12 protein-coding genes are annotated in these 14,836 nt (G+C 63.8%); 2 read left to right on the top strand and 10 right to left on the bottom strand.

The window, feature by feature from the left end:
- Window positions 1–67: 67 nt before the first annotated feature.
- The 7 genes from IAE39_RS15790 to IAE39_RS15760 all read right to left on the bottom strand — a co-directional run bounded on the left by IAE39_RS15790 (window position 68) and on the right by IAE39_RS15760 (window position 8,606).
- The gene (locus IAE39_RS15790; protein WP_201203971.1) at window positions 68–244 is read right to left on the bottom strand and encodes a hypothetical protein; all 177 of its coding nucleotides are present in this window, start codon (window positions 242–244) and stop codon (window positions 68–70) included.
- Complete coding sequence (locus tag IAE39_RS15785; protein WP_201203969.1) at window positions 241–1,353, bottom strand: PepSY-associated TM helix domain-containing protein; 1,113 nt, start codon at window positions 1,351–1,353, stop codon at window positions 241–243. The genes IAE39_RS15790 and IAE39_RS15785 overlap by 4 nt, the downstream gene beginning before the upstream one ends.
- Before the next feature lie 159 nt (window positions 1,354–1,512).
- The gene (locus tag IAE39_RS15780) at window positions 1,513–3,945 is read right to left on the bottom strand and encodes a TonB-dependent siderophore receptor (RefSeq protein WP_201203967.1); all 2,433 of its coding nucleotides are present in this window, start codon (window positions 3,943–3,945) and stop codon (window positions 1,513–1,515) included.
- A 222-nt stretch (window positions 3,946–4,167) separates the two neighbouring features.
- Window positions 4,168–5,124 (bottom strand): FecR domain-containing protein, encoded by a 957-nt coding sequence (locus IAE39_RS15775; RefSeq protein WP_201203965.1) that lies wholly within the window; start codon window positions 5,122–5,124, stop codon window positions 4,168–4,170.
- Window positions 5,121–5,639: an RNA polymerase sigma factor gene (locus tag IAE39_RS15770; RefSeq protein ID WP_201203963.1), complete on the bottom strand. Its 519-nt coding sequence runs from the start codon at window positions 5,637–5,639 to the stop codon at window positions 5,121–5,123. The genes IAE39_RS15775 and IAE39_RS15770 overlap by 4 nt, the downstream gene beginning before the upstream one ends.
- Window positions 5,640–5,961: 322 nt before the next feature.
- Window positions 5,962–6,672, bottom strand: coding sequence for a 3'-5' exonuclease (locus IAE39_RS15765; RefSeq protein WP_201203961.1), 711 nt, complete (start codon window positions 6,670–6,672; stop codon window positions 5,962–5,964).
- The gene (locus IAE39_RS15760) at window positions 6,669–8,606 is read right to left on the bottom strand and encodes a putative nucleotidyltransferase substrate binding domain-containing protein (protein ID WP_201203959.1); all 1,938 of its coding nucleotides are present in this window, start codon (window positions 8,604–8,606) and stop codon (window positions 6,669–6,671) included. Before IAE39_RS15760 ends, IAE39_RS15765 begins: the two co-directional genes overlap by 4 nt.
- A 116-nt stretch (window positions 8,607–8,722) precedes the next feature.
- Between IAE39_RS15760 and IAE39_RS15755 the strand changes: the two genes are divergently transcribed.
- Window positions 8,723–9,262 carry a response regulator gene (locus IAE39_RS15755; RefSeq protein WP_201203951.1) on the top strand — a complete coding sequence of 180 codons (540 nt, stop codon included), beginning with the start codon at window positions 8,723–8,725 and terminating at the stop codon, window positions 9,260–9,262.
- Between the two features lie 145 nt (window positions 9,263–9,407).
- On the opposite strand, the gene IAE39_RS15750 is transcribed toward IAE39_RS15755, so the two are convergent.
- Window positions 9,408–11,585, bottom strand: a complete 2,178-nt coding sequence (locus IAE39_RS15750; RefSeq protein ID WP_201203950.1) for a malate synthase G — start codon at window positions 11,583–11,585, stop codon at window positions 9,408–9,410.
- A 450-nt stretch (window positions 11,586–12,035) separates the two neighbouring features.
- Between IAE39_RS15750 and IAE39_RS15745 the strand changes: the two genes are divergently transcribed.
- Window positions 12,036–12,554 (top strand): glycine cleavage system protein R, encoded by a 519-nt coding sequence (locus tag IAE39_RS15745; protein ID WP_201203949.1) that lies wholly within the window; start codon window positions 12,036–12,038, stop codon window positions 12,552–12,554.
- A 352-nt stretch (window positions 12,555–12,906) separates the two neighbouring features.
- Here IAE39_RS15745 and rarD read toward each other — a convergent pair whose 3' ends face one another.
- Window positions 12,907–13,794, bottom strand: coding sequence for an EamA family transporter RarD (rarD, locus tag IAE39_RS15740; protein WP_201203948.1), 888 nt, complete (start codon window positions 13,792–13,794; stop codon window positions 12,907–12,909).
- A gap of 64 nt (window positions 13,795–13,858) precedes the next feature.
- A complete protein-coding gene (locus tag IAE39_RS15735) occupies window positions 13,859–14,833 on the bottom strand; it encodes a serine/threonine protein kinase (protein WP_201204016.1) in 975 nt (324 codons plus the stop codon).
- Between the last annotated feature and the right edge of the window lie 3 nt (window positions 14,834–14,836).

The raw sequence follows: 14,836 nt of genomic DNA, 5'->3' as shown, positions 1-14,836 counted from the left end.
CCGTATCCAGCTATGAAACGGACCATGCTGCAGCCTGGCGGCCTGGGCCATGCGTTATCCGGCTACCTCAGCGGCGGGCCATGCCACGCACACTGAGCCAGGCCGGGATGCCCAGGCCGAGCCATGACAGCGCGTCCCACCAGCCGTCACCGAGCAGCGCCGCGAACAGGCCGAGCGCGACCAGCAATGCGATCAGTGCCGGCCAGGCGAAAACCTGCCGGGTCGATTGCGACTTGTGGCTCATGCCCGCACCGCCTTGGGTTTGCGCTGTTTGCCCCACCACAGGTACAGGCCGCTCCACAGTACGACAATGGTGAGCACGTCGAGCACGGCCCAGAGAATTTGCATCGGCCGCCCGCCGTAATCGCCGAAGTGCAGCGGTTGCGACAGGCCCATGGCGTCCATGTACCAGGGGCGCTCGCCGACCGCCGTGACCTCCAGGGTGCGGGCGTCGATCAGCACGGGTGTGAACAGGTGCGAACTGAGGTGCGTGGCACCGTTCATGAACACTGCATAGTGGTGCTCGCTGGAAAAGCGCGTGCCGGGGAAGGCGATGAAGTCCGGGCGCATGCCGGGGGCGGCCTGTTCGGCGATGGCCAGCAGGCGTGTGGCGGGTGCGCGCTCGGTGAGCGGCGGGGCATCACGATAGGGTGCGACCATGGCGGCCAGGCTGTCGTTGCGCCAGGCCGCGATCACCAGGTCGGACAGGGCGCTGATCACGCCGGTTACGCCGACCGTGAGTGCCCAGGCCAGGGTGACCACGCCGATCAGGTTGTGCAGGTCGAGCCAGCGTAGGCGGCGGGATTTGTCGTGGCGCACGCTGCCGAAGTCCAGGCGGCGCATGAACGGCGCATAGAGCACGGTGCCGGAGATGATCGCGACGATGAACAGTACGCCCATGAAGGCCAGTAGCAGTTTGCCGGGCAGCCCGGCGAACATGTCCACGTGCAGGCGCAGCATCAGCATCATAAAGCCGCCGTTGGCGGCCGGCATGGCCACTGCTTCGCCTGTGCGAGCGTCGAGCATGAAGGTGTGCGACAGGTTGGGGTCGGTGTCGGCGGTGGCGGCGGTGATGGCCACAACGCCATTGGGTTCGTCTTCGTCGTAGCCAAAGTACTGCATGACTTCGCCGGGGCGGTGCTGTTCGGCTTTGAGCACCAGCTGCTGCAGGTCGAGGTGCGGGGTGCCTGTCGGCATTTCACGCAGTTCGGGGGCGTCGCCGAGCAGGTGTTCGAGTTCGTGGTGGAAGATCAGCGGCAGGCCGGTGACGGCCAGCAACAGCAGGAACAGGGTGCAGACCAGGCTGCTCCAGGTGTGGACCACGGACCAGCGGCGGATGGTTGGGCTTTTCATCACGGTACCGATTTTTGTCTGCTGGATCAGGGGGCTGCTGCGCAGCCCAATCGCGACACAAGGCCGCTCCCACAGGAAGAGCGCATTGCCTGAGGCTGGCGCTGTGTCTGTGGGAGCGGCCTTGTGTCGCGATTGGGCCGCACAGCGGCCCCCGCTCACTCAGAACTTATAGGTGGCGCTGGCCACGACACTACGCTCATCGCCGTAGTAGCAGTAGTACGAGTCACAGGTAGAGATGTAGTCCTTGTTCAGCAAGTTGGAGGCGTTGACTGCCACCGACGCACCCTTGAGGCTGTTGTTCAGGCGGCCCAGGTCGTAGTGCACGGATGCATCGAACACAGTGTAGGCATTGGCCTTGCCCAGCCAGGTATTGCCCTGGTCACCATAGGTATTGCCGGTGTAGCGTGCGCCCAGGCCAATACCAAAGCCGTCAAGCACGCCCGAGTGGAAGGTGTAGTCACCCCAGATCGACGCTTGCTGGTTTGGCATCAGCTGCAGGCGGTTGCCTTTGTACAGGCCGTCCTGCACTTCGGACTTGGCCAGGGTATAGGCGGCGATCACCTTCAGGTTCTCGGTCACGTCGGAAACCGCTTCAAGCTCCAGACCGCGGACTTTTACTTCGCCGGTCTGGCTGGTGACGGTCACGCCACCTTGGTTGTTGGTGACCGAGACGTTTTTCTGGGTAAGGTCATACACGGCTGCCGACAGCAAAGTGTTGGAGCCCGGCGGCTGGTACTTGACGCCCAGCTCCCACTGCTGGCCTTCGGTGGGTTTGAACGACTCGGTAGCCGATGCGCTGGCGTTGCTCGACGGCTGGAACGACTCGGCATACGAAATGTACGGCACGAAGCCGGAGTCGAACACGTAGCTGAGCGCTGCGTTGCCGCTGAACTTCTTGTCACGCTGGGTATTGGTGGCATCGCCCTGGTTCAGGTACTTGGTGCCGGTGTGCACCCAGTCCTCGCGACCGCCCAGGGTCAGGCGCCAGTTGCCCAGCGCCATCTGGTCCTGCACATACACGCCGGTCTGGCGGGATTTCTGGTTGTAGTCGTAGAACGCCGTGGAGCGGTCCGGGCGGGTGATCGGCACGCCGTAGACCGGGTTGTTGACGTTGCTGTTCGGCACGTTGAAACCGAAGATCGACAGGTAATTGGTGTTGATGCGCTGGTGGTCCAGGCCGAGCAACAGCGTGTGGGTGATGTCGCCGGTGGCGAAGTCGGCCTGGAAGTTGTTGTCCACGGCAAACTGGCTGATGTCCTCGTCGGTGTTGGTCGACATGCGGCTGACGGTGCCATCGTCCTTCACCGGGCCACCTGGCTCGTAATAGCTGCCGGGGGTGATGGTCTGGAACGCCAGGTCGGACTTGGTGTAGCGCAGGTTCTGGCGGAACTGCCACACATCGTTGATGCGATGCTCGAACGCGTAACCCAGCGCGTAGTAGGTGCGGTCGTAGAACTCGTAGTCCGGGTCACCCAGGTTCTTGTGGTGCGAGATCTTGCCGAACGGCATGTCGATCTTGGTGCCCTGGATGGGCCGGAACTGGCTGGTAGCGCCGGTATCGTCGCGGGTGAACTGGGTCAGCAAGGTCAGCGTGGTGTCCTCGTCGATGTTCCAGGTCAGGCTCGGAGCGATGTTGTAACGCTTGTTGTCGATATGGTCGATCTGCGTGCCGCTGTCCCGGACCACACCACTCACGCCATACAGAAAGCGGCCTTCGTCGTCGATCTTGCCGGTGCTGGCGAAGTTGATCTGGCGGTGGTTGTCACTGCCGTACTGCAGTTCGATTTCGTGCTCGCTTTCGGCTTGCGGGCGACGGCTGACCATGTCCAGCAGGCCACCGGGCGGGGTCTGGCCGTACAGCGAGGACGCCGGGCCGCGCAGCAGGGCAAGGCGGTCGAGGTTCCAGGTTTCGGCTTTCGGGTTGGCGTACACACCGCGCGGCAGCGGCAGGCCATCGAGGAACTGGGTTGGCTCGAAACCGCGCACGCGCATCCAGTCATAGCGGGTGTCGCTGCCGAAGCTGGCGGAGACAATGCCCGGCATGTATTTCACGGCGTCGTCGAGGCTGTGTACGCCACGGTCGCTCATCTGCTGACGGGTGGCAACGGAGATCGAACGCGGTACTTCGACCAGTGCGGTGTCGGTCTTGGTGCCTGCGGCGGTGCGCTTGGCCAGGTAGCCGTCGACCGGGCCCCAGGCACTTTCACTGGCGCTGGCGGCATTCACGGTGGTTTCCGGCAGAGCCATGGTACCGTCCGGGACCGCCACCAAACTGTAGCTGCCGACGCTGCTCTGTTGCAGTTGCAGGCCCGTGCCGCGCAAGGCGGCTTGCAGGGCACCGAGGCCGTCGAACTGGCCGTTCACCGGGGCCGATGTGCGGCCGCTGACCAGTGCCGGGTCGATGGCCAGGGCAATGCCGGCCTGGCTGGCGATCTGGTTCAGGGTGGTGGCCAGGGCGGCGCTCGGCAGGTTGTAGGCGCGGGGAGCGGATTGCTCGGCGGCAAACAGGGCAGGGCTGGCCAGCGGTGCGGCCACGGCGATGGCCAAGGCCATCAGGCTGGGACGCAGGATACGATCAACGGCACGGGACATGCGGCGGTTCCTCGACGGGTAAGTGCTTGCTGCATCCTTGCCGAGCGAGATTTGAAAAGTGACAGGGTGAATCTGAAAAAAAGTGAGAATTATTTGAAATTTGTGTTTGCCTGCACCGGCCTCTTCGCGGGTGAACCCGCTCCCACAGGGACATCTCAGATTTCAAATGCGCTGAGATGTCTCTGTGGGAGCGGGTTCACCCGCGAATAGGCCAGTATAGGCTTACTTGGAAGTGACCTTCACCCACCACTGCGTATGCCGCTCAATCTTCACCGGCAAGGCCGGCACCAGCGACGCCAGTGCCAAGTCGGTATCGGTCAGCGGGAAGCTGCCGGTCACGCGCAGGTCGGCGACCTTCTCGTCTACGCCGAGGTAGCCGCTGCGGTACTTGCCCAGCGCAGCCAGCAGGTCGCCCAGGCGCACGTCGTCCACCACCAGCATGCCGCGGGTCCAGGCATCGGCACCGGCCGGCACGGCACCGACCTGGCCCAGGCCGTTGGCGTTCATCAGGACCTGCTGGCCTTCGCGCAGCACCTGTTCGTCGCCACTGTTGTGCGGCATGGCGGCAACCGAGGCTTGCAGCACTTCCAGGCGCGTGCCGTGTGCTTCACGGCGTACCAGGAAGCGCGTGCCCAACGGCCGCAGGCGGCCATCGTCGGTGCGCACCAGCAGCGGGCGTGGGTCCTGGTGGCCGGTTTCGATCGAGATTTCGCCCTGGTGCAGCACGATTACCCGCTGCTCGCCTTGGTAGTCGATATCCACGGCGGTGTGGGTGTTCAGGCTTAGCAGTGTGCCGTCTTCCAGGCGCAGGGTACGCAGCTCGCCGGTGGCGGTGCGCTGGTCGGCCAACCAGTAGCTGGGCGCCAGCGACGGTGCGCCGACCCAGGCCAGCAGCGAACCGAGCAGGAACATGCTGGCCAGGCCCCCACCAACCTTGCCGATGCGCCGGCGCAGGCTGACGCGTGATTGCAGCAGGGCCTGGCGTGCCGGGCCGGCCGCCGCGTTGACGCGCTGGTCCATGGCGCCGAGCTGGCGCCAGGCGCGTGCGTGCTCCTCGCTGGCGGCATGCCAGCGCATGAATTCACCGCGCTCATCGGGCGTGCCGCTGGCATCGTCGAGGCTGAGTTTCCAGGCGATGGCGGCTTCCAGCACCTGCGATGAAACCGGTGCGTTGCTCACGTAGGCTCCCCGTACAGCGCCACATAGCACTGGCGCATGCCTTGGGCGAGGTACTGGCGCACGCGCGACACCGAAACGCCCAGGCGCTCGGCGATTTCGGCGTGGCCCATGCCGTCCAGGCGGTTGTGCAGGAATGCCGCGCGGGCTTTGCTCGACAACTTGCCGAGCAGGCGGTCGATGGCCTTGAGGTCTTCGAGGATCAGGTGCTGTACTTCTGGCGAAGGGTGTTCGGCTTCCGGGATCAGTGCCAGCTCGGCCAGGTAGGCCTGCTCCAGCGCGGCGCGGCGGAAGTGGTCGAACATCAACCCTTTGGCCACGGCGGCGAGGAATGCGCGGGGTTCGCGGGGCGTGTCCAGCTGCTCGCGGCCGAGCAGGCGCACGAACGTATCCTGGCTCAGGTCTTCGGCACGTTGGCGGCAGGCCATGCTGCGTTGCAGCCAGGCGAGCAGCCAGCCGCGGTGGTCGCGGTACAGCGTACCGACCAGATCGGCGTGTGGGCTCTGTGCTGAAGACAAGCAGCGTCCCCCCGGAACGTATGCATTAACTAACGATAATTATTCGCGATTGTTGCAGAGGGAGGGGGGTAGGTGCAATGGACGCTTATCGGATTGCCATCATTGGAGATGTGTTGCCTGGGCAGGCCTCTTCGCGGGTAAACCCGCTCCCACATGTACAGCGCAGGCCTTGAATGTTGCGGCGAACCGCTTCCACAGGTACAGCGCAGGCCTTGAATGTTGCGCCGAATCGCTTCCACAGGTACAGCGCAGGCCTTGAATGTTGTGCCGAACCTGTGGGAGCGGGTTTACCCGCGAAGAGGCCTGCAAGGCCAATGCAAATCTACAACCCGTGATTGTGCACCTTGCGCCGCCGCCACCCGCGCAGCCGCTGCTCCAGCTGCAACGGGCTGTCCAGCTGCTGGCGCCGGGCCTGGCTGAACAGGATCAACGCCAGTTCGGCAGTGACCTGGGCATCGGCGCTGGCATGGTGGCGCTCTTCCACCTGCAGGCCGAAACGCGTCACCCAGTCATCCAGCCCGGCTTCACGCAGCACGGTGTCGGGGTTGAGCATCGGCGCCAGCTCGGCCACATCGAGGAACGGCGACTGCAAGCGGTAACCCAGGCTCTCCTTCAACGCCCGTGCCAGCATGCGCTGGTCGAAGGGCGCGTGAAACGCAAGCACCGGGCTTTCGCCAATGAAATCGAGCAAATCCAGCAACGCCTCGGCTGGGTCGCAACCGGCAGCCAGTGCGCTCGGCCCAAGGCCGTGAATCAACACGCTGGCGTTGGTTTTCAGCAATGGCCGGCACAGGGTGCGCTCGAACTGCTGGGCAAAGTCGATGGCACCGTCCTCGATGGCGACCGCGCCGATCGACAACACCTGGTCGCGGTTGGGGTTGAGCCCGCTGGTTTCCAGGTCCAGTACCACCCAGCGCTGCTCGCGCAAGCTGCACACCCCCAGTGGCGCGGGCTTTGGCTGGCGTGCCAGGCGCTGGCGCGTGGCGTGGTCCAGCTCGGGCGCGGTGGGCCGCAACCAGGCGAACAGGCTCATAGCTGGTACCGCAAGGCCAGGCTGCTTTGCAGGCGCTGGGCCTGGCGCAGCGACTCGCGCAGAATGCGCCGGTCGAGGTGGTTGAGGCTGTCCGGGTCGAGCCGGTTGGAGTACGGCAGGTTGTCGCGGGTCTGGCGCTGGTGCTGCTGCATGCGGGTTTGCTGGATGAAGTGGTAGGCCTCTTCATAGGCTGCGCCGTCCAGCGGCTCGATCACGCCCTTGGCCACCAGCTGGCGCAGGCGTTCCAGGGTATTGCAGGCCTCGACGCCATTGGCCAGGGCCAGCAAACGGGCGCCGTCGACGAAGGGGGTCAGGCCCTGGACCTTGAGGTCGAGGGTGGCGGCCTTGTCGTTGCCCTGGCGGGTCAGCACGAACTCGCGCAGGCGGCCCACCGGTGGGCGCTGGCGCAGGGCATTGTCGGCCATCATGCGCTGGAAGATGCGGTTGTCGGCTACTTGCTGCAGCAGCCCTTGGCGCAGCTGTTCGCAACCTTGTTCGTCGCCCCACACCACTCGCAGGTCGAAGTAAATGCTCGACCCCAGCAGGTTTTCGGGGCTGGCTTCGCGGACAAACCCCGCAAAGCGCCGCGCCCACTCGCTGCGCGACAGGCACAGCTCAGGGTTGCCGGCCATGACATTGCCCATGCACAAGGTGAAACCGCATTGGGCCAGGCACTGGTTGATGTATTGCGCCAGCGGCAACAGGCGGGCGCGGATGGCGTCGGCCTCGGTTTTGTCCACGGCTTCGAAGAGGATGCCGTTGTCCTGGTCGGTGTGCAGGGTCTGCTCGCGGCGCCCTTCGCTGCCAAAGCACAGCCAGCTGAACGGCACGCCCGGGTCGCCACGTTCGGCCAGCGCCAGCTCGATCACCCGGCACACGGTGTGGTCGTTGAGCAGGGTGATGATCTGGGTGATCTGTGTAGACGAAGCACCGTGGGCCAGCATGCGCTCGACCAGTTGGCTGATTTCGCCACGCAGCGAAACCAGGGTATCCAGGCGAGGCGCATGGCGAATGGTGCGCGCCAGGTGCACCAGGTCGACACGCTGCAGCGAGAACAGGTCGCGCTCGGAAACCACCCCGCACAGGCGGCGGTTTTCCACCAGGCACACGTGGGCGATATGCCGCTCGGTCATGGCCATGGCGGCATCGAAGGCACTGGCCTGGGGGCTGAGGTAGAACGGCTTGGCGGTCATGTGCCGCTCGATCGGTGCGCCCAGGTCGGCCTTTTCGGCAGCCACCACCTGGCGTAGGTCGCGCAGGGTGAAAATGCCGATGGGGTAGCGCTGCGGGTCGATCACCACAATGCTGCCCACCTGCTGCTCGTGCATCAGCCGCACGGCTTCGCGCAGCGGCGTATTGGCACTGCACACCACCGGGTGACGCATGGCCAGCTCACCCAGCGGCGTGTTCAGCGAGTATTGGGTGCCAAGGGTTTCCACCGCGCGCTGGCGCACCTGCTGGTTGACCTGGTCAAGCAGGCTGCTGACGCCTCGCAGGGCAAAATCCCGAAACACTTCAGACATCGAGAACACGCGGATGAAGGCCGCCTTGTTCAATTGCAGGCAGAAGGTGTCTTCCCCGGCCAGGTGCTCGGTACGGGTAGCCCGCTCGCCCAGCAGTGCGGCCAGCGGGAAACATTCGCCGCTGGTGATTTCGAAGGTGGTCTCGACCCCAGGCTTGACCAGGTGCTGGCGCTCGCCAACTACCCGCCCTTGCTTGACGATGTAGAAGTGCTCGACCGGGCCGTCGGCAGGCTTGACGATGCTTTCGCCGCAGGCATAGAAGCGCAGCTGGCATTGCTCGACCAGAAAGGCCAAGTGGCTGTGCTCCATCTGGTTGAACGGCGGAAAGCGCTGCAGGAACTGCAGCGTGCCCTGGATGTTGTGCAGCACTGCCGTCCTGCCCGCCTGGCTGTAGGCGTCCTTTTTGCTCATGAAACTGACCGTATCGCTATGCCGAACTATATATATCTATATATAGGTGCCGGCCATGTTGTTCTCTGCCTCCATGGTCGGCTTGCGGCGGGGTGGTGCCCATTGGACGTAAGTCTATGAGCGCCCCTGTCAAAGACCCGACGAAAGGCGAAACGGGTTACGCAAGTTCTGCGGTCCTACAGCTGAAGCGGAATTTTTTTGACGAGATGACCATGCCTGAGCAACGCGACATTTTGAGCGACGACGAGCGCGAGGCATTGGCCATGGTGAGTGCGCCTGTGGCGCTTAAGCCTTTGGTGCTGGTGGTAGATGACAATGCAGTGAACCGTGAGGCGCTGATCCTGTACCTGAAAAGCCGGGGCATCGACTGCGTGGGTGCGGATGGTGCTGAAGAGGCCAGGCTGTACCTGCATTACCAGCAACGGATCGGTTTGATGATCACCGATTTACGCATGCAGCCCGAGGATGGCCTGGACATGATCCGCAAGATTCGCGAGTCGGAGCGGGCGGCGTTGTCGATCATCGTGGTGTCGGGCGACACGGATGTGGAAGAGGCGGTGCGCGCGATGCACCTGGGGGTGGTGGACTTCCTGCTCAAGCCGGTGGACCTGGGCAGGTTGCTGGAGCTGGTGAAGAAAGAGCTGAAGATCGAGTGAGGCTGAGAGGGGCTGCTTTGCAGCCCGATCGCGACACAAGGCCGCTCCTACAGGTGCAGCGCAAGATTTGATATTTGCGATATCCCTGTAGGAGCGGCCTTGTGTCACGATCGGGCCGCAAAGCGGCCCCGTACGCAGGTGTAACTTACAACCCGTTACGCGCCTTGAACTCGCGGCGACGGCGGTGCAGTACCGGCTCGGTATAGCCGTTCGGCTGCTTGCCACCCTCAACCACCAGCTCCACAGCCGCCTGGAACGCGACGTTGTCGTCGAAGTTCGGCGCCATCGGGCGGTACAGGGCATCACCGGCGTTCTGCTGGTCAACCACCACCGCCATGCGCTTGAGGCTTTCCAGCACCTGCTCCTGGCTGACCACGCCGTGGCGCAGCCAGTTGGCCAGCAGCTGGGCCGAAATACGCAGGGTGGCGCGGTCTTCCATCAGGCCGACGTTGTTGATGTCCGGCACTTTCGAGCAACCCACGCCCTGGTCGATCCAGCGCACCACATAGCCGAGGATGCCCTGGGCGTTGTTGTCCAGTTCGTTGCGGATCTCTTCGGCCGACCAGTTGGTGTCGGCTGCCAGCGGGATGGCGAGGATGTCGTCCACCGAGGCCGGGGTACGCGAAGCCAGTTCACGCTGGCGCGCCTGTACGTCGACCTTGTGGTAGTGCAGGGCGTGCAGGGTGGCAGCCGTTGGCGACGGTACCCAGGCGGTGTTGGCACCGGCCAGCGGGTGGGCGATTTTCTGCTCGAGCATGGCAGCCATCAGGTCCGGCATGGCCCACATGCCCTTGCCGATCTGCGCACGGCCCTGCAGGCCGGTGGCCAGGCCGACGTCGACGTTGTTGTTCTCGTACGCGCCGATCCACTTCTCGTTCTTCATGGCGCCCTTGCGTACAACGGCGCCGGCTTCCATCGAGGTGTGGATCTCGTCACCGGTACGGTCGAGGAAGCCGGTGTTGATGAACGCTACGCGCTCGGCGGCTGCCTTGATGCAGGACTTGAGGTTGACCGTGGTACGGCGCTCCTCGTCCATGATGCCGACCTTGACGGTGTTGCGCGGCATGCCCAGCAGGTCTTCGACCTGGCTGAAGATCTCGGCGGCAAAAGCCACCTCTTCAGGGCCGTGCATCTTCGGCTTGACGATGTACACGCTGCCGCTGCGGGTGTTCTTGCGGCTGGTGTTGCCGTTGAGGTTGTGCAGGGCGATCAGGTTGGTGAACAGGCCGTCCTGGATGCCTTCGGGGATTTCGTTGCCCTGGGCGTCGAGCACTGCCGGGTTGGTCATCAGGTGGCCAACGTTGCGCACGAACAGCAGCGAACGGCCATGCAGGGTCACGCTGCCGCCGTTGGGTGCGGCGTACTCGCGGTCCGGGTTCATGGTGCGGGTGAAGGTCTTGCCACCTTTGCTCACGCTTTCGGCCAGGTCGCCTTTCATCAGGCCCAGCCAGTTGCGGTAGACGATGACCTTGTCGTCGGCGTCGACGGCGGCAACCGAGTCTTCGCAGTCCATGATGGTGGTCAGCGCCGATTCCATCAGGATGTCTTTGACGCCCGCGGCGTCGGTGCTGCCGACCGGGGTGCTGGCGTCGACCTGGATTTCGAAGTGCAGGCCGTTGTGTTTCAGCAGCACGGCAGTCGGTGCTGCAGCGTCGCCGTGGAAGCCGATCAGTTGGGCGTCGTCACGCAGGCCGCTGTTGCTGCCGCCTTTGAGGGCCACCACCAGCTTGCCGCCTTCGATGCGGTAGGCGGTGGAGTCGACGTGCGAACCGGCAGCCAGTGGCGCGGCCTCGTCAAGGAAGGCGCGGGCGAAGGCGATGACCTTGTCGCCACGCAGCTTGTTGTAGCCTTGGCCTTTCTCGGCGCCGCCTTCATCGCTGATGGCGTCGGTGCCATACAGCGCGTCGTACAGCGAACCCCAACGGGCGTTGGCGGCGTTCAGGGCGAAACGGGCGTTCATCACCGGAACAACCAGCTGCGGGCCGGCCATGTGGGCGATTTCTTCGTCCACGTTCTGGGTGGTGGCCTGGAAATCGTCGGCTTGTGGCAGCAGGTAGCCGATTTCCTGGAGGAATGCTTTGTAGGCTACGGCGTCGTGGGCCTGGCCTTTGCGTGCCTGGTGGTAGGCGTCGATCTTGGCTTGCAGCTCGTCGCGCTTGGCGAGCAGGGCTTTGTTCTTTGGAGCGAGGTCATTGATGATCTTCTCTGCACCTGCCCAGAACTGCTCGGCGACGATGCCGGTCCCGGGGATGGCTTCGTTGTTCACGAAGTCGTACAGGACCTTGGCGACCTGAAGGCCACCGACTTGAACGTATCCAGTCATTGCTTGCCTCACTCTGCTCAGCTATTTCGCTCTTCTGTATTAAGCCTGTAGCGCTTCTCTAAACACGTACCAGTGCTTGCCCCCGGGGGTAAACCCGAGCGCGGCTGGGTGCAGCCTGCCAGACGGGCTGGCGGGCAGTGTGCGTATTTTCACAGGCGCCTTGGCAGACATCCAAACGACGTTTTGTAGTCCGCGCCACGGGATACTACATGAAGCAGTAGGCGGGGCAAAATCAGACTAAAAGCGCCGTTATGCGACCCGTTGGTCGCGTATGGTCACGCTGGGAGTAGGTATGTTCGCAAAAAACAGGTGGATTGTTCCAGATAAATCTTGAAACAGTACACGATTGGTTGTGCGGAATGCCCTGCGGCAGGTTGCCGCGCCTTGCCTATACTGAGTCGATCCCCCGATTTTCTGCCGCCCGGCGCGGTCCGACACGAGGAAGGGCTTGTGGATCATCTTGTACTGACTGTTATTGCCCCTGACAAGGCCGGCCAGGTCGAACGCATTGCCCAGTGCATCGCCGACCACAGTGGCAACTGGCTGGAAAGCCGCATGTCGCGCATGGCCGGGCAGTTTGCCGGGATACTGCGGGTGGCGGTGCCGGCTGAAAATTACGATGAGCTGGTGGCGTCGCTGCAGGGGCTGGCCCGGTATGACATTCGTGTGCTGATTGCCGAGAGCGGGATCGAGCCGTCGTGCACCTGGAAGCCGATCGCCATGGAGCTGGTGGGCAACGACCGGCCGGGGATCGTGCGCGACATTACCCGCTTGCTGGCTGAACTAGGGGTGAACGTCGAGCGGTTTTCCACAGAGGTGCGGCCGGCGCCGATGAGCAGCGAGCCGTTGTTTCATGCTGATGCGTTGCTGGCGTTGCCGTTGACCTTGCCGCTCGAAGAACTGCAGCAGCGGCTGGAGAGCCTGGCGGATGACTTGATGGTGGAGTTGCAGCTACGCGCGGAGGATTGATCAGAGATTGCCGGGGCCGCTTTGCGGCCCTTTCGCGACGCAAGGCCGCTCCTACAGGGGAGCGCGTTGCCTGTGGGTAAACGCGCTCCCCTGTAGGAGCGGCCTTGTGTCGCGATGGGGCGCGCAGCGGCCCCCTTGCGGTTATCCCGATATCACGGGGAAGGCCTTGTGGATAACCTGGGGGCTCACCTCTCCAGCCCAGGCAATCCGCCTGCTGCAGAGTTTTGCTCAAAAAACATCCAAAAATTAGCACCTTGTGCACAAACCACGGGGACGAGGGTGTGGATAACCTCTGGAGATGTCTCTGCAGCCCATAAACCACATGGCCTGCAGAGTTTTGATCGTTTTTTGATCAGCTGCGCTTACGCAAACTCAACCAGGCATCGACGCTGTAAATCGCCAAACCTGCCCAGATGAACATGAACGCCACCAGGTTGCTCGACGATAAATGCTCATCGAACAGCAGCACAGCCTGCAACAGCACCAGGGTTGGCGCCAGGTATTGCAGGAAGCCCAGCGTGGTATACGGCAAGTGCCGCGCCGCAGCGTTGAAGCACACCAGCGGCACCAGCGTTACCGGCCCCGCTGCCATCAGCCACAGCGCCTCGCTACTGGTGTAGAACGCCCCCTGGGCACTCATCGCCGCCGGGTGCAGCAACAGCCAGCCAAGGGCCAGCGGCACCAGCATCCAGGTTTCCACCACCAGCCCCGGCAGTGCCGCCACCGGCGCCTGCTTGCGGATCAGCCCATAGAAGCCAAAGCTCAGCGCCAGCACCAGCGACACCCAAGGCAGGCTGCCCACTTGCCACACCTGCTGGGCCACGCCCACGGCGGCCATGCCCACCGCCAGCCATTGCAGGCGGCGCAGGCGCTCGCCAAGAATCAGCATGCCCAGCAGCACGTTGATCAATGGGTTGATGTAGTAACCCAGGCTGGCCTCGAGCATGCGGCCGTTGTTCACCGACCACACGTAGGTCAGCCAGTTACCGGCGATCAGCGCCCCGCTCAGGGCCAGGATGGCCAGCCGGCGCGGGTTGTCACGCAGCTCACGCCACCAGCCTGGGTGCTTCCACACCAGCAGAAGCAATGAGCCGAACAGTGCCGACCAGAGCACCCGGTGGACAATGATCTCCACCGCCGGAACGCTCTGGATGGCCTTGAAGTAAATGGGGAACAGGCCCCAGATGATGTAGGCGCTCAGGCCCAATATGTACCCGCGACGCGGGTTGGCGGCGTGCATGCAGAATCCTTGCTTAGGTAGCTAAATAAAGCGACGCCTATTGTAGACAGACGCGGGCATGCTTTTAGAACAATTTCAGCGGTGCTTCATCCAGTGCCGCCATTTGTTCTCGCAGGGCGAGAATCTGGTCGCCCCAGTAGCGTGGCTGGCCGAACCACGGGAAGCTGGGCGGGAAGGCCGGGTCGTCCCAGCGCCGTGCCAGCCAGGCGCTGTAGTGCAGCTGGCGCAAGGCGCGCAGTGGTTCGATCAGGGCCAGCTCGCGCGGGTCGAAGTCGTGGAACTCGTTGTAGCCGTCGATCAGCTCGGCCAGCTGCCCCAGTCGCTCTTCGCGGTTGCCGGCCAGCATCATCCACAGGTCCTGTACCGCAGGGCCCATGCGGCAGTCATCGAGGTCGACCACGTGGTACACCTCGTCGCGGTGCATCAGGTTGCCGGGGTGCAGGTCGCCGTGCAGGCGGATAAGCTGGTGCGGGGTGCGGGCGTAGATGTCCTCGACGCGTTTGAGCAGGTCGCGGGCCACGGACTCGAACGCTGGCAACAGCTCGCGCGGAACAAAGCCACCCTCGAGCAGGGTGTTCAGCGAAGCATGGCCGAAGTTGTCCACAGCCAGCGCTTCGCGGTGTGCGAACGGTTTGCTGGCGCCGACCGCGTGCAGGCGGCCGAGCAACTGGCCCAGGCGGTACAGCTGGTCGAGGTTACCTGGCTCCGGGGCGTGGCCGCCACGGCGGGGGAACAGGGTGAAACGGAAGCCCTGATGTTCGAACAGGGTGTGGCCGTCGTGCTGCATGGGCGCCACCACCGGGACTTCGCAGTCGGCCAGTTCGGCGGTGAAGCTGTGCTCTTCGAGGATTGCCGCATCGCTCCAGCGGCCTGGGCGGTAGAACTTGGCGATCAGAGGCTGCGCATCTTCGATGCCCACCTGGTAGACGCGGTTCTCGTAGCTGTTCAATGCCAGCACCCGGGCGTCGCTGAGAAAGCCAATGCTCTCCACGGCGTCCAGGACCAGGTCGGGGGTGAGGGTGTCGAAGGGGTGGGACATGGG

This window comes from Pseudomonas sp. S37 (assembly GCF_016658545.1).
Lineage (GTDB): Bacteria > Pseudomonadota > Gammaproteobacteria > Pseudomonadales > Pseudomonadaceae > Aquipseudomonas.
The sequence above is the reverse complement of the archived record's forward strand: the minus strand, read 5'-3'. Positions and strand labels throughout refer to the sequence as shown.

What these genes read in the sequence shown, in the direction of transcription:
- IAE39_RS15790 (WP_201203971.1), bottom strand. Translation starts at nt 244, where the DNA reads ATGAGCCACAAGTCGCAATCGACCCGGCAGGTTTTCGCCTGGCCGGCA.
- IAE39_RS15785 (WP_201203969.1), bottom strand. Translation starts at nt 1,353, where the DNA reads ATGAAAAGCCCAACCATCCGCCGCTGGTCCGTGGTCCACACCTGGAGC.
- IAE39_RS15780 (WP_201203967.1), bottom strand. Translation starts at nt 3,945, where the DNA reads ATGTCCCGTGCCGTTGATCGTATCCTGCGTCCCAGCCTGATGGCCTTG.
- IAE39_RS15765 (WP_201203961.1), bottom strand. Translation starts at nt 6,672, where the DNA reads ATGAGCCTGTTCGCCTGGTTGCGGCCCACCGCGCCCGAGCTGGACCAC.
- IAE39_RS15760 (WP_201203959.1), bottom strand. Translation starts at nt 8,606, where the DNA reads ATGAGCAAAAAGGACGCCTACAGCCAGGCGGGCAGGACGGCAGTGCTG.
- IAE39_RS15755 (WP_201203951.1), top strand. Translation starts at nt 8,723, where the DNA reads ATGAGCGCCCCTGTCAAAGACCCGACGAAAGGCGAAACGGGTTACGCA.
- IAE39_RS15750 (WP_201203950.1), bottom strand. Translation starts at nt 11,585, where the DNA reads ATGACTGGATACGTTCAAGTCGGTGGCCTTCAGGTCGCCAAGGTCCTG.
- rarD (WP_201203948.1), bottom strand. Translation starts at nt 13,794, where the DNA reads ATGCACGCCGCCAACCCGCGTCGCGGGTACATATTGGGCCTGAGCGCC.
- IAE39_RS15735 (WP_201204016.1), bottom strand. Translation starts at nt 14,833, where the DNA reads ATGTCCCACCCCTTCGACACCCTCACCCCCGACCTGGTCCTGGACGCC.